Source organism: Sinorhizobium psoraleae (assembly GCF_013283645.1).
GTDB lineage: Bacteria > Pseudomonadota > Alphaproteobacteria > Rhizobiales > Rhizobiaceae > Sinorhizobium > Sinorhizobium psoraleae.
Genome location: NZ_JABEKV010000002.1, coordinates 738551 through 762500, shown reverse-complemented (window position 1 = coordinate 762500; position 23950 = coordinate 738551). Strand labels below are relative to the sequence as shown.

At 59.9% G+C, this 23950-nt stretch carries 28 protein-coding genes; 21 read left to right on the top strand and 7 right to left on the bottom strand.

What is annotated here, in order from left to right; genetic code table 11:
- Positions 1-5 precede the first annotated feature (5 nt).
- The 6 genes from ILFOPFJJ_RS12355 (at position 6) to ILFOPFJJ_RS12330 (ending at position 4827) form a co-directional block, all read left to right on the top strand.
- Complete coding sequence (locus ILFOPFJJ_RS12355) at positions 6-914, top strand: ABC transporter permease subunit (protein ID WP_173510832.1); 909 nt, start codon at positions 6-8, stop codon at positions 912-914.
- A gap of 1 nt (position 915) precedes the next feature.
- Positions 916-1770: an ABC transporter ATP-binding protein gene (locus tag ILFOPFJJ_RS12350; RefSeq protein WP_173510831.1), complete on the top strand. Its 855-nt coding sequence runs from the start codon at positions 916-918 to the stop codon at positions 1768-1770.
- A complete protein-coding gene (locus ILFOPFJJ_RS12345; protein WP_173510830.1) occupies positions 1767-2591 on the top strand; it encodes an ABC transporter ATP-binding protein in 825 nt (274 codons plus the stop codon). The genes ILFOPFJJ_RS12350 and ILFOPFJJ_RS12345 overlap by 4 nt, the downstream gene beginning before the upstream one ends.
- A 194-nt stretch (positions 2592-2785) precedes the next feature.
- Positions 2786-3130: a RidA family protein gene (locus ILFOPFJJ_RS12340; RefSeq protein WP_026613150.1), complete on the top strand. Its 345-nt coding sequence runs from the start codon at positions 2786-2788 to the stop codon at positions 3128-3130.
- Between the two features lie 259 nt (positions 3131-3389).
- Complete coding sequence (locus ILFOPFJJ_RS12335) at positions 3390-3560, top strand: hypothetical protein (protein ID WP_173510829.1); 171 nt, start codon at positions 3390-3392, stop codon at positions 3558-3560.
- A 139-nt stretch (positions 3561-3699) separates the two neighbouring features.
- Positions 3700-4827, top strand: a complete 1128-nt coding sequence (locus tag ILFOPFJJ_RS12330) for an AI-2E family transporter (protein ID WP_173510828.1) — start codon at positions 3700-3702, stop codon at positions 4825-4827.
- Between the two features lie 42 nt (positions 4828-4869).
- On the opposite strand, the gene ILFOPFJJ_RS12325 is transcribed toward ILFOPFJJ_RS12330, so the two are convergent.
- The gene (locus tag ILFOPFJJ_RS12325) at positions 4870-5667 is read right to left on the bottom strand and encodes a response regulator (protein WP_173510827.1); all 798 of its coding nucleotides are present in this window, start codon (positions 5665-5667) and stop codon (positions 4870-4872) included.
- A 244-nt stretch (positions 5668-5911) separates the two neighbouring features.
- On the opposite strand from ILFOPFJJ_RS12325, the gene ILFOPFJJ_RS12320 reads away from it, so the two are divergent.
- Complete coding sequence (locus ILFOPFJJ_RS12320; protein ID WP_173511503.1) at positions 5912-6049, top strand: NepR family anti-sigma factor; 138 nt, start codon at positions 5912-5914, stop codon at positions 6047-6049.
- Positions 6050-6318: 269 nt separating this feature from the next.
- Here ILFOPFJJ_RS12320 and ILFOPFJJ_RS12315 read toward each other — a convergent pair whose 3' ends face one another.
- Complete coding sequence (locus tag ILFOPFJJ_RS12315) at positions 6319-6567, bottom strand: YMGG-like glycine zipper-containing protein (RefSeq protein ID WP_153438302.1); 249 nt, start codon at positions 6565-6567, stop codon at positions 6319-6321.
- 443 nt (positions 6568-7010) lie between these two features.
- On the opposite strand from ILFOPFJJ_RS12315, the gene ILFOPFJJ_RS12310 reads away from it, so the two are divergent.
- Both ILFOPFJJ_RS12310 and ILFOPFJJ_RS12305 read left to right on the top strand, forming a co-directional pair.
- Positions 7011-7331, top strand: coding sequence for a hypothetical protein (locus tag ILFOPFJJ_RS12310; RefSeq protein WP_173510826.1), 321 nt, complete (start codon positions 7011-7013; stop codon positions 7329-7331).
- Between the two features lie 33 nt (positions 7332-7364).
- On the top strand, positions 7365-7562 hold the full coding sequence (locus ILFOPFJJ_RS12305) for a CsbD family protein (protein ID WP_173510825.1): 198 nt from the start codon (positions 7365-7367) through the stop codon (positions 7560-7562).
- Between the two features lie 62 nt (positions 7563-7624).
- On the opposite strand, the gene ILFOPFJJ_RS12300 is transcribed toward ILFOPFJJ_RS12305, so the two are convergent.
- The gene (locus ILFOPFJJ_RS12300; RefSeq protein ID WP_312032696.1) at positions 7625-7783 is read right to left on the bottom strand and encodes a hypothetical protein; all 159 of its coding nucleotides are present in this window, start codon (positions 7781-7783) and stop codon (positions 7625-7627) included.
- Positions 7784-8048: 265 nt separating this feature from the next.
- Between ILFOPFJJ_RS12300 and ILFOPFJJ_RS12295 the strand changes: the two genes are divergently transcribed.
- The 4 genes from ILFOPFJJ_RS12295 (at position 8049) to ILFOPFJJ_RS12280 (ending at position 10742) form a co-directional block, all read left to right on the top strand.
- On the top strand, positions 8049-8213 hold the full coding sequence (locus tag ILFOPFJJ_RS12295) for a DUF1328 domain-containing protein (protein ID WP_153438296.1): 165 nt from the start codon (positions 8049-8051) through the stop codon (positions 8211-8213).
- A gap of 149 nt (positions 8214-8362) precedes the next feature.
- The gene (locus ILFOPFJJ_RS12290; RefSeq protein WP_173510823.1) at positions 8363-8863 is read left to right on the top strand and encodes a TIGR00645 family protein; all 501 of its coding nucleotides are present in this window, start codon (positions 8363-8365) and stop codon (positions 8861-8863) included.
- A 63-nt stretch (positions 8864-8926) separates the two neighbouring features.
- The gene (locus ILFOPFJJ_RS12285) at positions 8927-10180 is read left to right on the top strand and encodes an NAD(P)/FAD-dependent oxidoreductase (protein ID WP_173510822.1); all 1254 of its coding nucleotides are present in this window, start codon (positions 8927-8929) and stop codon (positions 10178-10180) included.
- Positions 10181-10472: 292 nt separating this feature from the next.
- On the top strand, positions 10473-10742 hold the full coding sequence (locus ILFOPFJJ_RS12280; RefSeq protein ID WP_173510211.1) for a hypothetical protein: 270 nt from the start codon (positions 10473-10475) through the stop codon (positions 10740-10742).
- Here the strand turns inward: ILFOPFJJ_RS12280 and ILFOPFJJ_RS12275 are convergent.
- Both ILFOPFJJ_RS12275 and ILFOPFJJ_RS12270 read right to left on the bottom strand, forming a co-directional pair.
- A complete protein-coding gene (locus ILFOPFJJ_RS12275; RefSeq protein WP_173510821.1) occupies positions 10739-11296 on the bottom strand; it encodes an MgtC/SapB family protein in 558 nt (185 codons plus the stop codon). The genes ILFOPFJJ_RS12280 and ILFOPFJJ_RS12275 overlap by 4 nt on opposite strands.
- Before the next feature lie 88 nt (positions 11297-11384).
- Positions 11385-11786 (bottom strand): hypothetical protein, encoded by a 402-nt coding sequence (locus ILFOPFJJ_RS12270; protein ID WP_173510820.1) that lies wholly within the window; start codon positions 11784-11786, stop codon positions 11385-11387.
- Between the two features lie 313 nt (positions 11787-12099).
- Between ILFOPFJJ_RS12270 and ILFOPFJJ_RS12265 the strand changes: the two genes are divergently transcribed.
- On the top strand, positions 12100-12282 hold the full coding sequence (locus ILFOPFJJ_RS12265) for a hypothetical protein (protein WP_376741410.1): 183 nt from the start codon (positions 12100-12102) through the stop codon (positions 12280-12282).
- A complete protein-coding gene (locus tag ILFOPFJJ_RS12260; RefSeq protein WP_173510819.1) occupies positions 12279-12644 on the top strand; it encodes a UCP034077 family protein in 366 nt (121 codons plus the stop codon). Before ILFOPFJJ_RS12265 ends, ILFOPFJJ_RS12260 begins: the two co-directional genes overlap by 4 nt.
- Positions 12645-12824: 180 nt before the next feature.
- On the opposite strand, the gene ILFOPFJJ_RS12255 is transcribed toward ILFOPFJJ_RS12260, so the two are convergent.
- Positions 12825-14402, bottom strand: coding sequence for a calcium-binding protein (locus tag ILFOPFJJ_RS12255; protein WP_173510818.1), 1578 nt, complete (start codon positions 14400-14402; stop codon positions 12825-12827).
- Between the two features lie 463 nt (positions 14403-14865).
- Entirely contained in the window at positions 14866-15795 is a 930-nt protein-coding gene (locus ILFOPFJJ_RS12250) for an AraC family transcriptional regulator (protein WP_173511502.1), read from the bottom strand.
- 165 nt (positions 15796-15960) lie between these two features.
- On the opposite strand from ILFOPFJJ_RS12250, the gene ILFOPFJJ_RS12245 reads away from it, so the two are divergent.
- The 6 genes from ILFOPFJJ_RS12245 to ILFOPFJJ_RS12220 all read left to right on the top strand — a co-directional run bounded on the left by ILFOPFJJ_RS12245 (position 15961) and on the right by ILFOPFJJ_RS12220 (position 23852).
- Entirely contained in the window at positions 15961-16809 is an 849-nt protein-coding gene (locus ILFOPFJJ_RS12245) for a DUF2092 domain-containing protein (RefSeq protein ID WP_246299593.1), read from the top strand.
- Positions 16810-16856: 47 nt separating this feature from the next.
- The gene (locus ILFOPFJJ_RS12240; RefSeq protein ID WP_246299639.1) at positions 16857-17126 is read left to right on the top strand and encodes a hypothetical protein; all 270 of its coding nucleotides are present in this window, start codon (positions 16857-16859) and stop codon (positions 17124-17126) included.
- A gap of 45 nt (positions 17127-17171) precedes the next feature.
- The gene (locus ILFOPFJJ_RS12235) at positions 17172-18614 is read left to right on the top strand and encodes a DUF1254 domain-containing protein (protein ID WP_173510816.1); all 1443 of its coding nucleotides are present in this window, start codon (positions 17172-17174) and stop codon (positions 18612-18614) included.
- A gap of 517 nt (positions 18615-19131) precedes the next feature.
- Entirely contained in the window at positions 19132-20064 is a 933-nt protein-coding gene (locus ILFOPFJJ_RS12230; protein ID WP_173510815.1) for a formylglycine-generating enzyme family protein, read from the top strand.
- Complete coding sequence (locus ILFOPFJJ_RS12225; protein WP_173510814.1) at positions 20051-22429, top strand: arylsulfatase; 2379 nt, start codon at positions 20051-20053, stop codon at positions 22427-22429. Before ILFOPFJJ_RS12230 ends, ILFOPFJJ_RS12225 begins: the two co-directional genes overlap by 14 nt.
- 100 nt (positions 22430-22529) lie before the next feature.
- Positions 22530-23852 carry an alpha/beta hydrolase gene (locus ILFOPFJJ_RS12220; RefSeq protein ID WP_173510813.1) on the top strand — a complete coding sequence of 441 codons (1323 nt, stop codon included), beginning with the start codon at positions 22530-22532 and terminating at the stop codon, positions 23850-23852.
- The last annotated feature ends 98 nt before the right edge of the window (positions 23853-23950 follow it).

The following is a 23950-nucleotide window of genomic DNA, read 5'->3' as shown; positions in this document are numbered from 1 at the left end:
GCGATATGACCGAAGTTACCGTAACAACCGCTATATCGACCGATCCGTCCCGCCGGGCGAGGCTCGCCGAATTCTGGTACTATTTTTCCGAAAACCGCGGGGCCGTCATCGGCCTGGTGTTCTTCGTGTTCCTCGTGCTGCTTGCGCTATGTGCTCCGCTAATCGCACCGCATGATCCAACCATTCAGTACCGCGAGTCCGTCCTGCTTCCGCCCTTCTGGGAGGAGGGCGGTCGCGCTGCTTTCCTTCTCGGAACCGACGCGGTCGGCCGAGACATGCTCTCCCGCCTCATCTACGGCACGCGCTTTTCGCTGTTCGTCGGCGTTATCGTGACGACATTGTCCCTTGTCGGCGGCATCCTAGTCGGCGTCATTGCCGGCTACTTCCGCGGTTGGGTCGACACCGTGATCATGCGCATCATGGACATCATCCTGGCCTTCCCGTCTCTGCTGCTTGCGCTCGTTCTGGTGGCGGTGCTCGGGCCGGGTCTCACCAATGCGATGATAGCGATTGCCCTTGTCTTCCAGCCTCACTTCGTTCGCCTGACGCGAGCAGCCGTGATGACGGAGAAGACCCGGGATTACGTGGTGGCGGCGAAGGTCGCCGGCGCGGGCCACTTGAGACTGATGTTCAAGACCATTCTGCCGAACTGCATGGCGCCGCTCATCGTCCAGGCGACGCTCTCCTTTTCGAGTGCGATCCTCGACGCGGCGGCCCTCGGCTTTCTTGGCATGGGTGCGCAGCCGCCGACGCCGGAATGGGGAACGATGCTCGCGGAAGCGCGCGAATTCATTCTGCGTGCCTGGTGGGTCGTCACGCTCCCCGGTCTCGCTATCCTCGTGACCGTGCTCGCAATCAATCTGATGGGCGATGGCCTGCGTGATGCTCTCGACCCCAAGCTGAAGAGGTCCTGACATGGCGCTTCTCGAAATTGAAAATCTCGTCGTTGAATTCCAGACGGCCACCGGCCCGTTCAGGGCCGTCGACGGCGTTTCGCTCAAGGTTCATGAGAGCGAAGTCCTGGCGATCGTCGGAGAATCGGGCTCGGGCAAATCCGTGTCCATGCTTGCCGCGATGGGGCTTCTGCCCTGGACCGCGAAGGTCACGGCGGACAAACTTGCCTTCAATGGACGGGATCTCCTGAAAATGTCGGCGGCGGACCGTCGCAGGATCGTCGGCAAGGACATCGCAATGATCTTCCAGGAGCCGATCGCCAGCCTCAATCCGTGCTTCACGGTCGGCTTCCAGATCGAGGAGGTTCTGCGCATCCATATGGGACTCGACCGTAAGGCTCGACGCAAGCGCGCGATCGAGCTCTTCGAGTCTGTCGGTATTCCCGAGCCGGCCGAACGCCTCGGCCATTTTCCGCATCAGATGTCGGGCGGGCAGTGCCAGCGCGTCATGATCGCCATAGCCCTTGCCTGCAATCCGAAGCTCCTCATCGCGGATGAGCCGACGACCGCACTGGATGTCACGATCCAGAAGCAGATCCTCGACCTTCTGATGAGACTGCAGCAGGAATACCGCATGGGCCTCATCATGATCACCCATAACATGGGCGTGGTCGCGGAAACGGCGGATCGCGTCGTCGTTCAGTACAAGGGCCGCAAGATCGAGGAGGCGGATGTGCTGTCGCTGTTCGAATCGCCGAAGAGCAACTACACGCGTGCGCTGCTTGCTGCCCTGCCGGAGAACGCGACGGGAGACCGGTTGCCGACGATCTCGGAACTCTTCAACGAACAGCAGATGCTGGAGGGAGCCACTCGATGACCCATGTTCTCGAAGCCCGCAACCTGGTGCGCGACTATCACATTCCCGGCAACCTGTTCCGCAAGGCGCGCACCGTTCATGCACTGAAAGGCGTAAGCTTCACGGTGGACGAAGGAAAGACGCTGGCGATCGTTGGCGAAAGCGGCTGCGGCAAGTCGACGCTTGGCCGCATCATCACGCTGATCGATCCAGCGACCGCGGGCGAGTTGCTGATCGACGGAAAGAAGGTCGATATCGCCAGAGACGGCCTGACATCGGAAATGCGCCGCAAGGTGCAGATCGTTTTCCAGAATCCTTATGGTTCGCTTAACCCCCGGCAGAAGATCGGCGACATCCTCGCGGAGCCGCTGGTCATCAACACCAAGGCGCCGGCCGACGAGCGACGTGACCGCGCCATGACGATGCTGAAAAAGGTGGGTCTCGACGAGAAACACTACAACCGCTATCCGCACATGTTCTCGGGCGGCCAGCGTCAACGCATCGCCATTGCGCGCGCGTTGATGCTCAATCCCAGTCTCCTCGTGCTGGATGAGCCCGTCTCCGCGCTCGATCTGTCGGTCCAGGCCCAGGTGCTCAACCTGCTCGCGGACCTGCAGGACGAGTTCCATCTGACCTACGTCTTCATCAGCCATGATCTCTCGGTCGTGCGCTATATCGCCGACGACGTGATGGTGATGTATTACGGCGAGGCGGTGGAATACGGCAGTCGGGACGAGGTCTTTGCGGATCCCAAGCACAGCTATACCAAGACCCTGTTTGCCGCCACGCCGCGCGCAGACGTCGCGAGCATCCGAGCGCGCCTCGCACGCAAAGCCGCCTAGGATATTCGCCCTGTCCCGTACCCGGGGCAGGGCGCAGCCGCCCTTCAATTTTCCATATGTCGGGTCGACCGCGGCTTCTTGGTCTTCACTTCCCTTTCGTGTAGAGCTTCATCGCCGCCATCATCACTCACCTTCGGCGGCGGACGCCATCGGCCGGACGGAAGAGGTCCGGCCCAAACTTCAGGATGACGACAATGGAAATCAAGCGCTTTGAAACCGGCCCGCGGATGAGCCAGGCCGTGGTTTACAACAACACGGTTTATCTGGCCGGTCAGGTCGGCAACGCCGGCGACGACGTCGTCACCCAGACGAAGCAGGCCCTCGCCGAAGTCGATCGCCTTCTCGCCCTCGCAGGCACAGACAAAACGCGCATACTGTCGGCAACGATCTGGCTCGCGGACATGGCGGATTTCGCCAAGATGAACTCCGTCTGGGATGCCTGGGTTCCGCAGGGCCATACCCCCGCTCGTGCAACCGGCGAAGCCAAGCTCGCAACGCCGGAATACCTCGTCGAAGTCATTGTCACCGCAGCCGTCTAAGCTTCTTCCTTTTTTGAGCTTTTGTAGGCCACATTGAAGCGCGCCGTCGTGCCCTGTGCACGGCGGCGTTCTGCTTCGGCCTCTCGCGCTTCGGCCCGACTGCATGTTTCCTTAAATCAGAGCGATTTAGGGATAAAAACATGCAGCAATTCAAAGTCCTGCAGCGACCTTTGTGCGTCTGGAAAGACGCACGGCGCTTTAGGAACCAAGCACTCGCTCGGACGTTTATCGGTCGTTCCGCAGTTGGAAGGAATGACCAATGCTCTACTGGCTGCCGAGGCTTTGTGTGCTGGCGCTCGCCGGGATCCTTATCGGTTTCGGACTCATTCCGCAGACAACGGATGAAGTGGCGCGCACGCTGCTGATGATCGTTCTGGGGCTGGGCCTGCTGTCCCTGACGCTACACATATTTCCACCCGGGCAATATTGAGCGCACCATGGGCGGAAGGCTGGTTTGCCGGGTGCGCGGGGCGACGGCGTACGGTTCCGGATTTGCTGCACGGCATTGGCATCGTCCGGTCGATGGCCGTGGCGATGTTGCGAACCGGTAGCGAAAGCGAAGGACGCCGATGGAGACAGCGAGGCATGTCACGACCGACCGCAAACGGAAGCGTCGCGCGGAGGAAATCGTCCTGATCGCATCGCCAACGGCCGCCGCGCGAAAGCGCAACGGCCTAGAGCTGCTGGTCGCCTTGAGCACGATCGGTCTCTTCATCATCGCCTGTTCGGCCGCCGTCTATTCTATGGAAGCGATACTGATGCCGATCACGCTGGCGATTATCGTCGGCATCGTGCTCGGCAGGGCGGCCGACGAATTGGAGAGGTTCGGCCTGCCGCCGATCTTCGGCGGCCTGTTGCTGGCGCTTCTCTTCGTGCTCGGGCTGTCCTCGTTGGTGAATGCGCTTCTTGCCCCGATCACCGACGTCGCGCGTGAGGCGCCCCGGCTTGCCGAGGGCGTCATGGAGCGCATATTGCCGTTCATCGAGCGGTTCACCTGGTTGAGGATGGCCCTGCTGCGCAACGCCGACGAGGCGGCCCTTGCCGACACTTTCGTGAAGAACGCGGGGCCGTTGCTTGGAGCCGTTGCGGCGGGCTTGACGCCGGCACTCGTCCAGACACTGATTTTTCTGGCTGCCCTTGTTCTTTTCCTTCTCGGCCGCCTGCAACTGCGCAGCACAATCATCCTTGCCTTTGCCGCCAGAGAGCATCGCTTGAGCGCGATCCGGGTCATGAATGCGACCGAGGATGCCCTCGCTCAGTATTTTTCGACAGCGAGCCTCATCTATCTGGCGCTTGGCGTTATGACGATGGTGATCGCGCTTGTCGGCGGATTGACCATGGCGCCTTTGTGGGGGCTCTTTGCCTTCGTATCGAGCTTCATTCCCTATCTGGGCGTGACCTTCATGACGCTGTCGCTGCTCGTTGGCGGATTAATGACGCATGAAGCGCTGCTTCTGGGGATTGCGCCCGCTGCTGCCTTCTTCCTCGTGCATCTGGTCATGGAAAATCTTGTCGTGCCGGCGATCCTGGGACGCCGGTTCGAGGTCAATCCGTTTCTGATTTTCGTCGCGATCATCTTCTGGACATGGATGTGGGGCGCCGTCGGGGCGATTCTGGCGCTGCCCCTTTCGCTTATCGCGATGACCATTTTCGAGCAGGTACGCGAACTGCCGCCGGAGCGGCAATTGCCGGAGTGATTTCCGATCCGTACCCGATCGCCGATGATTGAAGCCTCGAGTCTACGAGCGCCCGGCCCGTGCCTGTTCTTCGAAGAACAGAGCCTGGCTGATCAATGCCTTCACCATTTCCGGATTGAAGGGCTTCGTTACCAGAAAAGCCGGCTCCGGCTTCTTGCCCGTCAGGAGCCGTTCGGGGAAGGCAGTAATGAAGATCACCGGAACGGCAGTTTCGGCCAGGATATCGTTGACGGCGTCGATACCGGAACTGCCGTCGGCGAGCTGGATGTCCGCAAGAACCATTTTTGGCGATGTCGTCCGATAGAGTTCGAGCGCCTCGCGATAGGTTCGGGCGATGCCGGTGACGCGATGTCCAAGGCTCGTCACCATGTCCTCGATATCCATGGCAATCAGCGGTTCGTCTTCGATGATCATGACGTCGGTCGCCACCTGCCGCGAGATCTCCTGCGACGCCCCGGCGAGGAGGGTGGCGAAGGCGCCTGTGTCGAGATTCATGATCTCGCATGCTTCGTTCGTCGAGAAGCCTTCGACGGCGATCAGGAGGAAAGCCTGGCGTGGTGCCGGCGCGATCAGCGACAGATTGGCGGCCGCATTTCGCTCCCAGGCGAAGGGCGACGTCAATTGCGTACGATCGATTTCGAGCTTCTCGAACAGGGAGCAGAACAGCTTGTAGAGGCCGATCCGGTCATTGGAAGCTGTTGGGAAGAGCCTGACGTCCTCGATCAGCGCTTCGAGAACGGCGGCGACATAAGCATCGCCCGCGGCTTGCGAGCCTGTCACGGCGCGAGCATAACGCCGCAGATAGGGAAGATGTGGCGCAATCCTTGTGGAAAGTGACATTTAGGCCTTCCTAAACTATTGTGCCGGTATAGTCCCGGTCTTGCGGACAACGGACGTGCAGCAGGATACGTCAATGTTTTGAGCACGTCTTTCGGATTATGGAAAGCCTTGAGCGAGCAGATGACGGCATATGGAACAGGAATGGCCGAAACAGGGGGATACGGCCTTCGGCGTGCGGAACCGGAAAATGAATGAGCCCTCCGGAAGGCACAAGGCGCCACGCGCCGCCGCCAATCTTCCCTCGATGACGGACCCCAGCGCACAGATCGCTTCGAGGCTGAAGGCGCTTTACCAGGCTCTGGAGAACGAGCCCGTTCCGCAGCAGTTCATCGAACTGCTCGAGCGTCTTGACGCGGCCGAGGTCGCCCAATCACGGGAATAAATTGCCGCGAGGTTAAGCCGCTTGGCATGAGAGTTGCGATGGCACGCGAGCTTGCAAGGTGCCATGGCACCCCGGCGGCACGTTTCGGCGCCGACCGGGGTTTCGCACCAAAGACAAAAACATGCACCAATTCGACTCTCGCACGTCTGAAAAGACGCAAGAAAGCGATTCCAGGAAGGGTGTTTCTGCCCGGAATCGCGTCGTTTCAAGGAGTTGGACCATCTCATTGCCTCGACAAGACAATGGAATGATCTAATGGCCTATCCCGATCAGCAACGCGCGGTGTAGCGGCGGCCGTATTGGTCGCGATAGTAACAATAGCCGGGCTCGTTCGCACGGCCGATAAGCGCGCCGGCTACGCCGCCGATGCCGGCGCCAACGGCCGCTCCGCGAACATTTCCAGTGGCTGCCCCGCCGATGATCGCGCCCGATGCGGCACCGATGCCGGCGCCCCTTTCCGTTGCCGTGCAGGCAGCCAGGGGAAGGATCAGGCTTGCTACGAGAAGTATCTTCTTCATGGTGCGTTCCTATCCGAGGTTTGGTTACTGAACTTTAAGAAAAAACAAGCCGCATCCGGTCCGGACACGGCGACCATCGTGAGGTAGACGTCATGAGAAAGGTTCGCGTCCCAACCTTCCGTGCTGCCGGCGACCATCGAGCGCTTCCGCTGTTGTGGGGCTAGTCGCACCGGGCGCTGTCGGCGCTCTCATTCCTAATCTCCTTGAATATTGCCGTTTGTTAATGCTGCGCAAACGCCGATCGCCGCCTTTTTGTTCCGCAGTTCGGCCGCCGACGCGCGCGAGGGTTGCTGCGCGCTCAACTTTGGTGCCGTGCAGCAGGCGAGCTGGCGCAGCCATGAACAGGCAGGTCGAGCGGTCCCGAAGCGATTGTTCACGCGACCGAGGAACCGGCGGCGGGTCTCTGCCGTTTGTTCTGGATGTTGCGTTGAAGGAGCGCGGAAATGGAACATGTTGCCGCCATCATGATTCTCGTCGGTTGCATGCAGGCGACGACAGCCTGCCGCGAGGTACCGTCGCCGGTCGTTGCATTCGAAACCGCGGAGGAATGCGAAACCTTGCTTCCTCCGGCGATGGAGGAGGTCGGCAAGGTCTTCAAGGCGGCATACGGAAAGTGCGCCGCGATCGACCCTGCGCTGCTCGTCGAGAGTGCCGTAATCGAATGGACGGTCACGCCCGCGAAGAAGCTTGAAGTGACGGTGACGCCAGATGAGGAGCCTTATGAGGTTGCAGGTGGTATCCGTCCTCCGTCCGGCAAGGAGTGATTTCCGCATCACCGATTGAAAAGGAGCGTTTTCATGAACTGGGACATGATTGAAGGCCGTTGGACCGAATTCAAGGGCATGGCACAGGTGCAGTGGGGAAAGCTCACCAAGGATGATCTCGACGTCATCAACGGCAACCGGAAGGAGCTCGCCGGGCGCATTCAGGCGCGCTACGGAATTGCCAAGGAAGAGGCGGAGCGCCAGATCGACGAATGGGCATCTCGTCATTGACGGGACGGCGAACTCGTTAGACGTGGGCATGCATCTTTGCGATGCATGCCCTTCTTTCATTGTCAGTGGGTGTCGCGTTCGGCTCTTTCCAGAGCTTCAAGCAGGGTTTTGAGCCGTTTGTTGCGCTTCTCTTCCGTGTGCACGTGAAGGTCGCGCATGGTTCTGCCGATATGCAGATTATGGTTGCGCAAGGCCGCATTGTGCCGGGCGAGCTCGGTCACTGATTTCCATATATGTCGCGACGGAATCTTCATTGCATTCCCAAGAGCTTTCGTTACCGGAACAACGCCAAGCCCTATCGAAGGTTCCTGGCAAATTTTGTCCAGGTGTGCCGATCTTGGACTGTTTCCCGTTCTTTGGTTAACGAAAGGTTTTCATTGGTCTCAAAAGTCTTTCGAGGTGGCGCGTACAGAAAACACCGAAATGGGAACAAAGGCGACAAGCTAGGCGTTTTCAGTTTCACTAACGCAGACATGGAGATAATAGATGCTCTACTATGCTCTCGTCTTTCTGATCGTTGCCATCATCGCCGGGATTCTCGGATTTGGTGGTATTGCCGGCGCTTCGGCGGGCATTGCCCAGGTCTTGTTCTTCCTGTTCCTCGTATTCTTGGTGATTTCGCTTATTGCCGGACTGATGCGTAGGACCTGACAAAACAAGTCTGCGGGCTCGTGGGTGAGATAGGGGCGAAGCATGATGCTTCGCCCTTTCCGTGTGCCCAATGTTCTGTCGCTTGCTCTGACCAATGCGCTTGGCTATTCATGCGGGTATCCGCCATTGGTCAGGAACAACACGGTCCCATGAAGTCCCTGGAACTTATCGTTGAGCGCATCATTCTCTCGAGCCGATGGCTACTGGTCGTCTTTTATCTGGGGCTGGTTGCAGCGCTTGCTCTCTACGGCGTTTCCTTCATCTACAAGTTCCTGAAGGTTGCAGGCCTGGTCTTCTCCTACGACGATGCCGAGATGATTCTCGCAATGCTCGGCCTGATCGACGCGGCACTTGTCGCAAGCCTGATCGTCATGGTGATGATTTCCGGATACGAGAACTTCGTCAGCCGCTTCGACGAGGGGGAGGGCGAGGTCTCTTTCCTGGGCAAGCTCGATGCCGGCAGCCTGAAGATCAAGGTCGCCTCCTCCATCGTGGCGATCTCGTCGATCCACCTGCTGCAGATCTTCCTCAATGCCCAGCAGTTCACGAGCGACAAGCTGATGTGGGCGACGATCATGCATCTGGCCTTTGTCGTTTCGGCTCTGCTCCTTGGTTCCCTGGAGCAGATTATGAGCAAGTTGAAAAAGTAGCGGCGCAGATGCCGTGGCCGGCGGCCGCGGCGGATTCCGAGTGAGTAAGCGGGGCATCGGCATATGAAGACTGACGTAGTGGTACTGGGCGCCGGCATCGTCGGCATTTCCGCGGCCATCCATCTGGCGCGACGTGGGAAATCCGTGGTGCTCCTCGATCGCCGTGGCCCTGGAGAAGAGACGTCCTACGGCAATGCCGGCCTGATCCAGCGCGAAGGCGTTTTTCCCTACGGCTTTCCGCATGATTTCGGTGCGCTCTTCCGCTACGCGCTGAACAACACCATCGACGCGAGCTATCATTTCCGTGCGCTGCCGGGGCTGGTGCCTTTTCTGGCGCGCTATTGGTGGCACTCCGGCTTCACCCAGCACCAGAGGATCGCGCATCTCTATGCGCCGCTGATCGAGAACTCGATTGCCGAACACAAGGACCTGATCGACGCCTCCGGTGCCGGCGACCTCATCCGCAAGGACGGCTGGATGAAGGTGTTTCGCACGGAAAAGGAGCGCGATGCCGCCTACAAGGACGCGGAGAAGCTCTCCGCCGGTTTTGGCGTCAACCATCAGAAGCTTTCGACGAGCGAGCTCAAGACGATTGAGCCCTCCATCCGCGTCGAACTCGCCGGCGGCCTGCGCTGGACAGACCCCTGGTCAATCCGCGATCCGCATAGTCTGAACAAGGCCTATCTCGGCTATTTCCAGTCGCTTGGTGGCCGGCTCGTCTCGGGCGATGCCGCGACGCTGGAACACATCCTCGAGGGTGCCGGCTGGCGGGTCGCCACGCCGGAAGGTCCGCTGGAAGCCCGCGAGGTCGTGGTGGCGCTCGGGCCTTGGGCCGATACGGTGACGCGAAAGCTCGGCTATCATTTTCCGCTCGCGGTCAAGCGCGGCTACCATATGCATTATGGCGCCCAGGAAGGGGCGGCGCTCAACAACTGGGTGCTCGACGCCGAAATGGGCTATTTCCTGGCGCCGATGCTGCGCGGCATTCGCTTGACGACTGGTGCCGAATTCGCGCTTCGCGATGCGCCGAAAACGCCGGTGCAGTTGACCCGGGCCGAGAGGGTTGCACGCGAGTTCTTCCCGCTGGCCGAGCGGCGCGACGAGGAGCCGTGGCTGGGCGCGCGGCCCTGCACGCCGGATATGATGCCGATCATCGGCAAGGCCCCCCGGCACGAAGGTCTTTGGTTCGCCTTCGGTCATGCGCATCACGGTATGACCCTCGGCCCGGTCACCGGCCGTGCGCTGGCGGAGGCCATGACGGGCGAGAAGACTGTGATCGACATCGCGCCCTATCGGCCAGAGCGCTTTCTGGCATAGACCCCTTTCATCGTTTCACCTGAAGCGGTCATAACGCTTTGAAATTACGCCTTTATTGGGCGTAGTCAGCGCGTGCGAGGTTCGTCCCTCCTGGAGCTGTCTTTGCGCCTGGAAGCTGCGTGATGGTTTCTCCCGCCGCGGATAGCGCGCTGCCGTTTTTGTTGTCCTTTGTGGAACCAAACACCCGCTCGTGTGTTTCGCTGGTGGCTGAAGGCGAGGGTTCGGTCCGCTGGCGCGTGCCGGCGAAGAATGCCCGTCGCTCCGCGACCCGCCTGGAGGGAGTTTCACACCTATGAGCAAGCAGACGATAGAATTCGCAGGCGAGGCGGTCGGCGCACTGATGCCTGACAACGGGCAATTGCGTTTTGTCGCTGTTAAATACAGCGTCTGGCCGCTCGACGGCCGGGTATTCGAAACGCCTGAAGATGCTCGCAGGGCAGTCGCCATGCTGCAGGCACTTCGACAGACAGGGCCGGCCGTGCGGAGGGATTCGCGTGCGGGCCCAACATCCTTCGCAGGTCGTTCTGAAGCAAAAAATTCGTCCGTTGTCTCCAGCAGTTAACGTTCTTTCGAAACGGCCGCGGCTTCGTGCGGGACGGCGGCGTGTTCATTGCCGCCCTCGCTTTCGGACGGCTCCGGCGGCTTCCATTGGAGAGCGACCTCCAACCGCCAGAGGATGAAAAGCACGGCAAGGCTGGCGCAGGCGGCGAAGGCGGCGATAAACCAGAAACCGAAGCCGACAGAAAGGCCCACCGCACCGGCGAGCCACATGCCGGCCCCGGTCGTCAGTCCTTTGACCTCTCCCTTCGAAAACACGATCATGCCGGCGGCGAGAAAGGCGACGCCGGCGGTGACGGCTTCCACGACGCGAATCGGATCGATGCGCACTTCAGGTCCCGAAAGGCTGATCATGTGCACGCTTTCGACAGCGATCACGGCGAAAATCGACGAGGCGAGACTGACGAGAATGTGCGTCCTAAGCCCCGCCGGCCGCTGCCGCTTTTCCCGCTCGATACCGATCAGCGCACCGAACAGGATAGCGCCGCAGAACCGGGCGAAGATCACCGGATAGGGGATCTGCGTTGCGACAAGAATGTCGGCGAGAATCTGTTCCATGAGCAGCAAAGCCTAAGCGAGATTTCGGTCATCGCCAAAAAACGGGGAGAGTTGGCTCTCCCCGTATTTGATAGCACCTCGGCCAAGCTTATTGCGCTGGTTGCGCCGGCGTGGTCTGCGGCTGCGGGGCCGGGGTTGCCGGTGGCGTAGCCGGGGCTGCGGGAGTTTCCGGTGCGGGTGGCGTCCCGGGGGTCGCTTCTCCGGCCGGAGGCGTTGCCTGGTCGGTCGGTGCCGGCTGCGTCGTTGACTGGTCGGAGGTTGCCGGTGGCGGCGTCGCGTCCTCCGTATCTCTGGTCAATTCCGCAGGCAACCAGGCAATCAACGCCAGCACCAGGCCCGCGAGCAGAATGATCAGCAACGGCCAACTGCTGCGGCCCGACCATCTGCCACGCGTCTCAGGTTCCCGGGTTACCTCCGGGTCCCGGGGTGTCGGCTGGCCCGTCACGGGATCGATGAGCGGCTTGTCCTTCAATTCTTCACGCTGATTCATCGCATTCACATCCTTTCTGGACGTCATCCATCGCCGATCGATAAGAAATCGCCGGCATATGGCTCCCTAAATCAGCGGTGACTTAAGGAGGGACTCCGTACCATCGCAAGTATAGTTGCGACCCTGCCGCGGCCGGGTGGACCGACGGCAAATATTAAACGCTCCAGATCTTGCCAGGTTCCGTTGCGCGCCGGCCAAGCTACAATTTGCCTCGCAAAGGTGCTTTACAGATACGTATCGTAACTGCAAAAAAGCTCGTCTGGATGCGGCGAAGATGCTGCATGCATCGGGAATGGGGAAATGACTGCTGCATATGAAACGGGAACCTTCGTCGGCCGGGTTTGGCACCCGGACATCGGAAGGGCCAAGTCTTGTGACCCTCAGAGAGGGACAACTCGTCGACATCACTTCGAAGGCCGTGCCGACGATGCGCGATCTCCTCTATTTCGATGATCCCGCGGCCCATGTCCGCTCCGCGCAGGGGTGGGTGATATGAACGCTCTCGTCAGAACGGCTCTTGCCGGAGCGCTTCTCCTTTCCGCAACGGATCAGGTCCGGGCGGAACCACTGAATTCCGTGGAAGACCTGGGCGCAGCACTCAGCAAATGCTGGACGCCACCGGCCGGTATCAAGAATTCCTTCGTCACGCTGAGGTTCGGCTTCAGGGGCAACGGAACGCTGATGGGCCCCCCGCAACCGACCGCCATCAACGTCACCGGCGACGCAGCCCAACGAAAGGCCTTCGTCGCCGCGGCGACCGATGCGCTGCAAGGCTGCACGCCGCTGGAGTTTTCCAAGACACTCGCCGACGAGATCGCCGGAAATGTGTTCACGCTGCAATACAGGTCTGCCGAGTAGTGGCGTACGGCAATCCGCATTGCTGCCCCGTCGTCTGTCACGTTTGAACATTGCTTGACTTTGGGGGGCGAAGGGCTGGAGAGCCTATTTTCCGCCCCTCGCAATGTTCGCAGTGTTTCTGCAATCCATGCCTTCTATCTCGCGCGCCAAATCGGGCGCGGCCGAAGCCGCGCCCCACTCTTAGACAATGAAGAAATCCGCAGCGGTGAGCGCAAGATTTGTTCCTACAGTCGCGAAATGAAGAGATCCTCCGGCGGCATTTCCGTTGCTGTCGTAGAACAGCCTACCGGTATCGCTTTCGTAGACAATTCGGTCGTTGGCGTCGGCGGCCAGCCCGGTCGTGTTCTTGACGAACTGCGCCGCGGTCAACGTTCCTGTGCCCATAACCGCAGTGAAGACAGCGTTCTCCAGTCGAATCGTATCATTGACGACGCTGAAGTCCGTAATAGTATCGACGTTGGTAGAAGCATTCGGCGTGGAGTTGAAGAAGAACGTATCGTTTCCAAGGCCGCCCGTCAGCTTATCTTTTCCGGTGCCGCCATTCAGAATGTTGTTTGCGCTGTTGCCGATCAGCATGTTTGCAAGAGCGTTGCCTACGGCATTCGTGTTTCCAGTCCCAACCAGCGTCAGGTTCTCGACCGCTCCCACGAGCCTTGCGCCAGAGACGAGACTGAAAGAAATAGAAGATCGAACGGTGTCGATGCCGCTTCCTCCCTGCGCGATTTCATCGATCACATCTCCTGTTTCATTCACCACGTATGTGTCATTGCCGCTGCCGCCATTCATGGTGTCGGCGCCGAGGCCGCCATCAATATAGTCATTGCCGGCTTCAGCCCGGAAGAAGTTGTTGCCGGCGTTCCCGGTCAGTTTGTCGGCGAAGCTTGTGCTGTGAACTGCTTCGATGTTTGCAAACTTGTCGGTCTTTCCGAACCCGTCGATGGCGACGCCGGTCGCAAGATTGACGGTGACACCGAGCGCGCCGCCATTATCGGCGTCGCGATGGAAACGGATCACGTCAAAACCGCCCCGACCGTCGATATAGTCTCGGCCCCCGATCCCGTCGAACTGTTCATCCGCGGCTGAACCCCGCATCGTGTCCGCGAACTGTGTTCCACGGAACGATTCCATGCTCGTGAATGTCTCGGCATTCCCGTAAGGGTCGGTGACGGTTCCAGCCGCTGCGTCGAGAACAATGCCCTGGAATGCGGCGGGGTCGCCATTGGCATCGCTGAAGCTCAAGTAGTCGTAACCCGCACCCCCGTTATAGGTGTCTTTTCCTTGTCCTCCGACCATATAGTCGTCGCCCGAGCCTCCGGAGAACGTGTCGTTCCCACCCCAACCAAAAATGTCGTCGTCGCCGGCGGAACCAACAAGCGTATCGCTTCGGTTCATCAGCCATTGTTCCAGTTGGTACGGGTTGTAGGTCGCAGCCGCGTTTTCGAAGGAGATCAGAGACAAATTCAGGCTTTCGAGCCTCTGGACGAGCGTCGTGCCGTTGTTCTGGAGTAGGTCGATTCTGGCAATCGTGCCACCCGTGGCTCCATCCGAATCGAATGAGAAGCCCGTGCCCACGATCCGAAGTTTGAGCCCGTTGTCGAGCTGAAAGGTAATCGTGGTCGAACTCGGTGTCCCGACCAGTGTGGCGGTTTCGAGATTGATTAAGTCCGCAAACATCGGGTTGAAATCGAAGCCGTCAACGGATGGCGTGTAGTCCATCGGATATTGACCGCCCGGAAAGAAATACGTCAGCTTGGCCATGGTCCCCTCAATTGCGCCCCACGCGACTCGCCTATAACGAGTGCGGCTAGAAGTTGTGCACCTGCTGCATTAGACCAGATCCGGAGGCGAGTCATTCACCCAAGCGAGGTATCGCGTGGTGAAGAGGAGTTTTCAACACGAGCGCTTCTTCCTGGCTTAGTGGCGACTGCAAGCGGGAAGCTACGGCTCCGCTCAGGGGCTGCGGCAGCGGCGAACATCGCTATCGCAAAAAACTCCCAGGGCGAACGAGACCGGCGAGATGAAGTGGATGAGTTTTGGGAGCGACCACTACTACTGGTCTGCTTCGCACCAACAGCGGAATCCGAAGGCGCAACAGAGTCCCGAACGCTTCACGGATTAAAAGGGGCCAGTTCGAGTCCCGACGGCAGGGCCCGCCCGTTAACTGCCCATTCAGAACCCCGCAGCCTCTGCACGACCGTCTCGCTGGAATCGGCGCCGCCTGTCATTCCCGACCCATCTGAAAGCGCGATGGCGCCACTCCCGTCCAGCGTTTGAACGCGCGCGTGAAATGCGCGGAATCGCTGTAGCCCACCTTAAAGGCGATGTCGGTCATGCTGTGAACGCCTTCGCAGATCAATCGGATGGCCTCACTGCGGCGCGTCTCGTCGAGCAACTCCTCGAAATCGACACCGCAAAACTTCAGGCGCCGCTGCAGGGTCCGAGCCGACATGCCAAGGCTTCTCGCTACGGCCTCCAATCCAAGCTCATGACCGTCGGACAGCCTTTCGCTGAGTATCTTCGCAGCCTCTATCGCCGCAGCCAGTGCCTCTGTCACCTTCGAGGGCCGATTTCCGGGGGTTTTCAGAGGAAGGTCGAGCAACTCCCGATCGAACTCGATCACATCGTAGTCGCACCCCGTTTCGATGTTGGACCCCAAGCACTCCTCCAGCGCCTCGCTCCCACGCGTCCTCGAAGCCGTCAGCCGAACCCTTATCGCGGAGGGTTCACCCGCCAAAAGCGGCACCTTCCGCAGTACAGCGAGGCTGCCGAAGATGAAATGCCGGGGATCGAACTCGAAACGATCAGCGAAGCGGAAGATGATGCGAGCGGTGCCGCCTTCCACCAGGAAGCGTACATCCGATCCGTGATGGATCGATGACACGTTGGCTGCCGCGAGCCCGCATGCATCGGCCACGTTCTCCGCTGCGAGAACCGATCGTCCCCATGGGCCGAGATCTCGCAGTTCGGTCAAGCGTCCGACATGCGCGCCGGCGAATGGGTCTCCCAGGAGGGCTGCCACCTCGTTGGCCATGTGAAAGCATTGGGCGCGCGGAAGCCAGCCGTCCGCGTTTTGAAACACGTTCGGTGAGATGCCGAGGCGCGCGCAGAATTCGATCGCCGAGATATCGTGCTTGGCCAGATAGGGCGCCATCGGCAGGAAGGCCCTAACCTTGATCGAGGGTGCAGAATGTAACATCCGAGCAGCAAAGTTGGCGTGAAAAGGCAAGACGTAAGTTGAGCACTATAGCAGTATGCAACCGACTGTGAAGGGTTTTGCGGGAAGTTGATCGGAGCGGGCCGGAACTGTCCTCCGTCTTTGGGCGGCGAGCGAAGTCAGAAAGAAACGAGTCCTCTAGGTGAGCAAATGAATCGACGCATGATGAGATGGCCTCGCGCGGCATGGCGCTCGTGCACACTGATATCGATGCTCGCAGCCAGCGCGGTCGCATGGCCCGTCTCGGCACGAGATGGGATCGACCCGGAGGCCGATCGAATCCTCGCTGCGGCCAGCGAAAATCTCAAGTCGATGCGCACTCTTAGTGTCGACTACGACGCGGATCAGGAAATCCTCACTCTGGATGGCCAGAAGATCCAGTACAGCGCATCCGGCTCCATTGCACTCGATCGTGCGAAGGGTTTCCGGATGAAGCGTATGGGGCCCTTTGCCCGGGCGGAGGTGATATTCGACGGCAACACGATATCGCTTCACGACCGGATCACAAACGCTTACGCACAACTGCAAAGTCCTGGCCGCAGCATTGAAGATGCGACAGAGGAGCTTCGCGCCACAACCGAACTTGACGCTCCGGGAGCGGACTTGTTGGCAAGCGACCCTTATGCCGTCCTCACCGACGGCGTCACCGAGGGGACTCTTGTCGGATCGGCGTTCGTCAATGGTGTCGAATGCGATCATCTTGCCTTCAGGACCGATGTCGTCGACTGGCAAATCTGGATTAGCAAAGGCAGCAAGCCATTGCCGCTTAAATACGTCATCACGACCAAATGGATGACCGGCGCGCCGCAATACACGCTTCGGCTGAGTAACTGGAACTCCGACACGATCGAAGCAGCGCAGTTTAAATTCACGCCGCCAGCGGACGCGAACAAAGTTGAGCACGTCCATGCCGACGTCACCGGTGAGCTTTCAATGGAGGCGGGGCAATGAAGAGGCGCAAGTTGAAAGTCGTTTCAGTCGCCATCGCCGGTCTAGCCATGCTTGCGGCGGACAATCTCGGTCTCATGCCGTTCGGCTCGTTCGTATCCGAGGCGCACGCAGTCATAGGGCGACCGATAACCCCGGGAAGTGTGGCCGGCGTCGCCCGCCGTACCACGCGTAGAGTGATCCGCCGCTCCACGATATATGCCGCCACGCTGCCAGCCGGCTGCGTCAGGACCAGCGTCAACGGTGCCGTGGTGTGGCGTTGCGGCGGGGTCTACTACCAACCGTACGATGGGCGCTACGTCGTCGTTTACGTCGATTGAACTCAGTGCATTGCGTCGCAACTCAATTTTTCGCTGGAGGATGAAATGGATATTACGCGTCGTGACTTGACGGCGGCCGGTCTTGGGGCACTGGCGGCTGGGGCTCTCGGTACGCCGGCGATGGCCGCAGAAGGACTAGTGGCAGATTTGCCGGAAGGACTCGATGAGTTCGCGCGGGCTGTCGAGGCCTATATTTATGCATATCCTCTCGTGACAATGGAAATGACAAGGCGGGTAATTACCAACGTCGCCGAGGCGGAGGGAAGCCGTGGCCCCATGGGGCATCTGATCAAGTTGCGCCAGTATCCTGACGCCGAATTCCGAGATGTGACGGCGCCCAACGCCGACACCCTCTACACGACCGCGTTCTTCGATGTCGGGGATGAGCCTTGGGTCGTCAGTCTGCCCGACATGAAAGACCGCTATGCCCTGTTTCCGATGCTGGATGGCTGGACGACAGTGTTCGACGTCCCCGGAAAGCGCACCACGGGCACGGACGCTCAGACGTTCGTGGTCACCGGCCCCGGTTGGGAGGGGACGCTCCCGGAGGGCGTAACCCAATATAAGTCTCCGACGAGCATCGTTTGGCTGCTTGGACGCATCTACTGCACAGGCACCCAGGAGGACTACGCTGAAGTTCATAAGCTGCAGGATGAAGTGAAGCTCTACCCTCTGAGCGCATGGGGGAAGGACTGGACTCCACCGAAGGGCAAGGTCGATCCGGCGATCGACATGAAGACTGCCGTTCGCGAGCAGGTCAACAATATGGACGCCATCGAGTACTTCACGCTCTTCGCCGAGCTCCTGAAAAGAAATCCGCCGACCGATGCGGATGCGCCCATGGTCGTCAAGCTCGCCGAACTTGGCATCGTTCCTGGCCAGGATTTCGACAAGACCAAGTTCGATCCGGCGTTCGTAAAACGCGTGCCGCAGCTCGGTTTCGCGCGCATCATGACGCATTTCAAATTCAGCGGCGGCGACGTGCAGGATATTGATGGCTGGGGCTTCACGACGAAGACCGGCATCTACGGCACCAACTATATCCAGCGTGCCCTGATCACCGCGATCGGTCTCGGGGCAAACCGGCCTCAGGATGCGATCTACCCAACGTCGCTGAAGTCCGACAGCGGAGTGATCAAGCGGGCATATAACGGGTCCGAGAAGTACGTTCTGACGTTCAAGAAAGGCCTCACGCCGCCCGTTTCGGGCTTCTGGTCATTGACCATGTATGATGCGGACTACTTCTTTGTCGACAATCCGCTGAATCGCTACTCGATCAGTGCACGGCAGCCACTCAAGGCAAATCCGGATGGCTCGATCGACCTGTTTATCCAGCACGAATCGCCGGGGGCGGACAAGGAATCGAATTGGCTCCCGGCGCCCAAAGGAAAATTCATCCTCATGATGCGCCTCTATTGGCCCAACGAGAGCAATCCGTCCATCATTGACGGTTCTTGGACGATACCGCCCGTGAAGAAGGTGAGTTGATATCTGAATTGACGCGCATGCAGCCGCGGCGGCTCGGTCCGTGGCGGCTGCAAAAACCAATCATCGATTTCTCACGTCTCAACTGGAAGCATGGTGCGATTGAGGTACAGCGATAATGATCCCTGTGGCACAGCGGGCTTTGTGAACACCTACGCCGCTCGCCTTGCGAGGTCACCGAGACCATCGCTCGTTGCATTCTTGTTTGAATTGCTTGTCGCCCGGGCGGGACTTGTTGCGGCAGATCCGAACGGGCAGCCGCAGAACAAGACTGACTGATCTCCCCGCTATCGAGATCGCCGAAACTACAGCGTTTCGGGCGACTCTCACTGGTACCCGTCGAGACTACTTGAACAGGCCGTTTCTGCCCGCAGTTGGCATCAAATGGCAAGCGCCGCGCTTGCGCGTATTGTAACGCTGTGACCAAGCGTTGCGAACGCGTTGTCGCCACGGGCAAGGGGGAAGCGTGACCTTGGAAGCGGCTCACCGAACCGGCGTTGCTGGGTGCGCGCGCGCCGGCATGATCTTCATCGAGGGTGGAACCTTCTCGATGGGGTCCGACGCACACTATCCCGAAGAGAGGCCGGTGCATCGCGTTCGTGTCGATGGTTTTCAAATCGATGAAACGCCTGTGACGAATGTCGAGTTTTCGGAGTTTGTCGAGGCGACCGGTTACCGTACCTTTTCTGAATCTCCTCCTGATCCACGGGACTACCCCGGTATTTTGCCGGAGATGCTGTATGCCGGTTCATTGGTATTTCATCAGCCGAACGGGGCCGTTGACCTGCAAGACTGGACTCGATGGTGGTCCTTTCTGGAAGGGGCCTGCTGGCGTCACCCATACGGCCCCGGAAGCAACATCAACGGGTTGGATGACCATCCGGTCGTTCATGTTTCCTACCACGACGCGCTCGCCTACGCGCGGTGGAGGGGCAAGGATCTTCCAACGGAGGCTGAGTGGGAGTTTGCTGCCAGGGGCGGCCTCGATGGCGCCGAATATGCCTGGGGCTCGGAATTTAGCCCCGCCGGACGTCATCTGGCCAATACCTGGCAGGGAGCCTTCCCGACTGTCAATGACGTCGAGGACGGCTATTCGCGCACCTCTCCAGTCAAAGCCTTCCCGCCGAACGGATACGGCCTCTACGACATGATCGGGAACGTTTGGGAGTGGACGTCCGACTGGTTTTCGCCGCGGCACGAGGCAGACCCCTCGAAGGCGTGCTGTATTCCCAGAAACCCGCGCGGCGGGCGCGAAGCCGACAGCCATGATCCCTGCCAGCCCGAGATAAGAATTCCGCGCAAGGTGTTGAAGGGCGGGTCGCATCTATGTGCGCCCAACTACTGCCGCCGCTATCGTCCCGCGGCGCGGCATGCCGAGCCTATAGACACCTCGACATGTCACGTAGGTTTCAGATGCGTTATCAGACCAGGAGGGTCGCATGAAGTCACCTAAGCACGCGAGAACACGTTGGTTGGGAGTGAGCACTGCACTCCTGCTTTTGAGCGCTCCCGCAGTGGCCCAGGAATCGCTGCCTTTTCCGCCGAAGCCCTCAGGGAGCAAAGCCGGCCCGACAATAGCCCAGTCCACCTACAGCCCGTTGCCTGCGCAGCCGCGCCTTCCCGCGAACGCCCCAAACATCGTCGTCATCATGCTCGATGACGTCGGCCCGGCGTTGCCGGACACCTTCGGCGGAGTGATCGAAACGCCGACGTTGAGCCGTCTTGCGGAAGACGGAGTGTCCTACAATCGCTTCCACAATGCCGCCATGTGCTCCCCCTCGCGGGCGGCATTGCTGACGGGGCGCAACCATCATCGCGTCGGGAATGGCCAGATCGCCGAGTTGGCAAACGATTGGGACGGATATACCGGGAGGATACCACGCACCTCCGCAACCGCCGCGAAAGTCCTTGGCTATTACGGCTACGCGACCGCAGCCTTCGGCAAATGGCACAATACCCCGGCCAACGAAACGACGGCGGTCGGCCCGTACACGGACTGGCCAGCGGGCGAAGGGATCGGGTTCGATTATTTCTATGGTTTTCTTGCCGGGGAATCCTCGCAGTGGGAACCTGCCGTCGTCGAAAACACAGTTCGCGTCGATCCGTCTCACGGGAAGGAAGGCTACCACTTCACCGAGGACATGACCGACAAGGCGGTGTCCTGGATGAAGCAGGTGCGCGCGCTGACGCCGGACCGGCCCTTCTTCATGTACTGGGCGCCCGGAGCCGCACATGGTCCGCATCACATCTTCAACGAATGGGCGGACAAGTACAAAGGCAAATTCGATGACGGCTGGGATGCCATGCGAGAGCGCATCTATGCCCGCCAAAAAGAACGCGGCTGGATTCCGGGGGACACGGAGCTAACGCCCCGTCCTGATACGCTTGCGGGATGGAAGGATATTCCAGAAGACGAGAAGCCGTTCCAGCGCCGGCTGATGGAGGTTTTCGCCGGGTATACCGAACATGCGGACACTCAGGCCGGGCGGCTGCTCGAGGCCCTCGATGAACTGGGAATTCGCGACAATACCCTCATCTTCTATGTCTGGGGCGACAACGGGTCCAGCGCGGAAGGCCAGAACGGCACGATCAGCGAGCTCCTGGCGCAGAACGGCATCGCTACGGAAATCAAGGATCACATCCGCACGATGAATGAATTGGGTGGAATGGATGTTCTCGGGTCACCCAAGGCCGACAATATGTATCATGCCGGCTGGGCCTGGGCCGGTTCGACGCCGCATCGATCGACCAAGCTGGTCGCTGCCCATTTCGGCGGAACGCGGACGCCGCTCGTGGTCTCCTGGCCGAGCAGAATCAAGCCGGACAAGAAACCGCGCTCCCAGTTTCATCATCTCAACGACATCGTGCCCACAATCTATGACGTTCTGGACATCCAGCCGCCGAAGCTCGTGGACGGCATCACCCAGGACCCCCTCGATGGCGTCAGCATGACCTACACCTTCGACTCTCCCGAGGCTCAGGGGCAGAAGAAGGAGCAGTACTTCGAGATCATGGGCAGCCGTGCCATCTATCAGGAAGAGTGGATCGCATCCGTCTTCGGGCCCCGTACACCATGGACTCCCGGCCTTGATCCCGCCATCTTCAAATGGTCGCCGGACAATGACGTATGGGAACTTCACGATCTCAGCAAGGACTACTCCCAGGCGAAGGACGTCGCGGCCGATCATCCTGAAAAAGTCGAGGAACTGAAAAAGGCGTTTGGCGTGCAGGCCGAAGCCAACAAGGTGTTCCCCGTCGGGGGAGGGCTATGGTCTGCCGTCTTCCATCCGGAAGATGCACCGTCTAATCCCGCGACCGAGTTCCAGTTCACGCAGGACGTCGTCGGTGTTCCCGAATTCACGGCGCCGAAGGTTGGAGCCCGCAGCAACCTTGTAACCATCGAGGCGGAATTGAAGCCGGACTCGGAGGGCGTGCTCTACGCATTGGGTGCCTTTTCGGGTGGTGTCGCTTTGTGGGTCGAGAACGGCAAGCTCACCTACGAGTACAATCTGTTCGAGATCGAGCGGACACGTCTTGAATCCTCCGAACCGTTGCCGAGCGGCAAGGTCAACATAGAGGTCGAAACACGCAGGGCCGGCAGCAATCGCGACGCACCGCTGGACGTCGTTATTCGCATCGATGGCAAAGAGGTGGCAAAAGGGCGCGTGCCGCGCTCCGCTCCGCTCGCTTTTACCGCCAATGACGCCTTCGACGTGGGCAGAGACAGCTACTCTCCAGTTTCCCTCGCATACTTTGACCGCAAGCCGTTCGCTTTCAACAGCAAGATCGAACGCCTGAAGGTCGAATACTTGAAGTGAGCACCGGTTTCGGTCGAAGGTGATGCTGAAGCCTTGGAGCGGCAAACTCTTCGTTTGCCGCTCCTGTTTCCGCCGGCGGTGTTGAACAGGAGTAATTGAATTGACGCGGCACTTCTCCCGGAACGCCAGAGGCGGAGAACCACCATTATGGCCGCCGCTGCTGTGCGTCGTAGCCTTGAGCGTCACGGTGCTCTCCGCATGTGCGGGCCGCCCGACAGGGGTCCTCGAGCCGGTAGCGGCCAATCCGTCAGCCGCTCAAGTCGAGATGCTGGTCACGACGACCCGAAGCCGGGCGGAAAAGCCGGGCGAGATGTTCAGCGGAGAGCGCGCGCTCAGCCCGACATTCGCGGAAATTACAGTGTCGATTCCGCCTGAGGCCGCACGCAAGGCGGGTGAAGTCGCTTGGCCGCGCAAGCTCCCGCCGGATCCGGGGACTGATTTCGCAACGCTGAAGGCCGCGGAAGTCGATCGCGGTGCGGCCGAGAAATGGCTGAACAGTCATGTGCGCAAGAGTCCGGACGGCAGCGTCCTCGTCTTTATCCATGGGTTCAACAACCACTTCGAGGATGCAGTCTTCCGCTTCGCGCAGATCATCCACGACTCGGGCGCGCGCAGCGTGCCGGTGCTCGCGACGTGGCCGTCACGCGGAAGTCTGCTGGCCTATGGCTACGATCGCGAAAGCACCAACTATACCCGCAACGCCGTGGAGCGCTTGTTCCAGTATCTGGCGCGTGATCCCGAGGTTAAGGAAGTATCGATCCTGGCCCATTCGATGGGCAATTGGCTGGCGTTGGAATCCTTGCGCCAGATGGCCATTCGCAACGATGGGTTGCCGGCCAAGTTCAAAAACGTCATGCTGGCGGCGCCAGATGTAGACGTAGACGTCTTCGGCTCGCAGATCGCCGACATGGGCAAGCAACGACCGCGCTTCACCCTCTTCGTCTCGCGCGATGACCGTGCACTCGCCGTTTCTCGTCGCGTCTGGGGAAATGTCTCCCGGTTGGGAGCGATCGATCCGGAGCAGTCGCCCTACAAGGAAGAGCTGGCCGCGAATGGAATCACCGTCGTCGACCTCACCAAAATCAAGGCGGGCGACAATCTGCACCACACCAAGTTCGCGGAGTCGCCTGAAATCGTACAACTGATTGGCAGCCGCCTGTCCAGCGGCCAAGCCTTGACCGACAGCCGCCTGGGGTTTGGCGACCATATCGTGGCGGCGACCGCCGGTGCCGCGCACACCGTCGGAACCGCCGCAGGCCTGGTCGTTGCTGCTCCGGCAGCAATCGTCGATCAGAACACGCGGCAGAATTACGTCCACCACGTCGAGACACTCGTCGGACCATCCGGCGGGGCAAGCTCGAATACGGCCGATAGCGCGTGCGGGAAGGAAAGTCAGACGATGTCCGGAAACTGCAATCGATAGGCCGGCAGAAACGGCATTCGGAAGACACTTCATCAAGCTGCGGTCTCCAGCCGGAGCACTAGCAGAAAGGTTGCTCGCAATAGCGATCGTCACAGGGA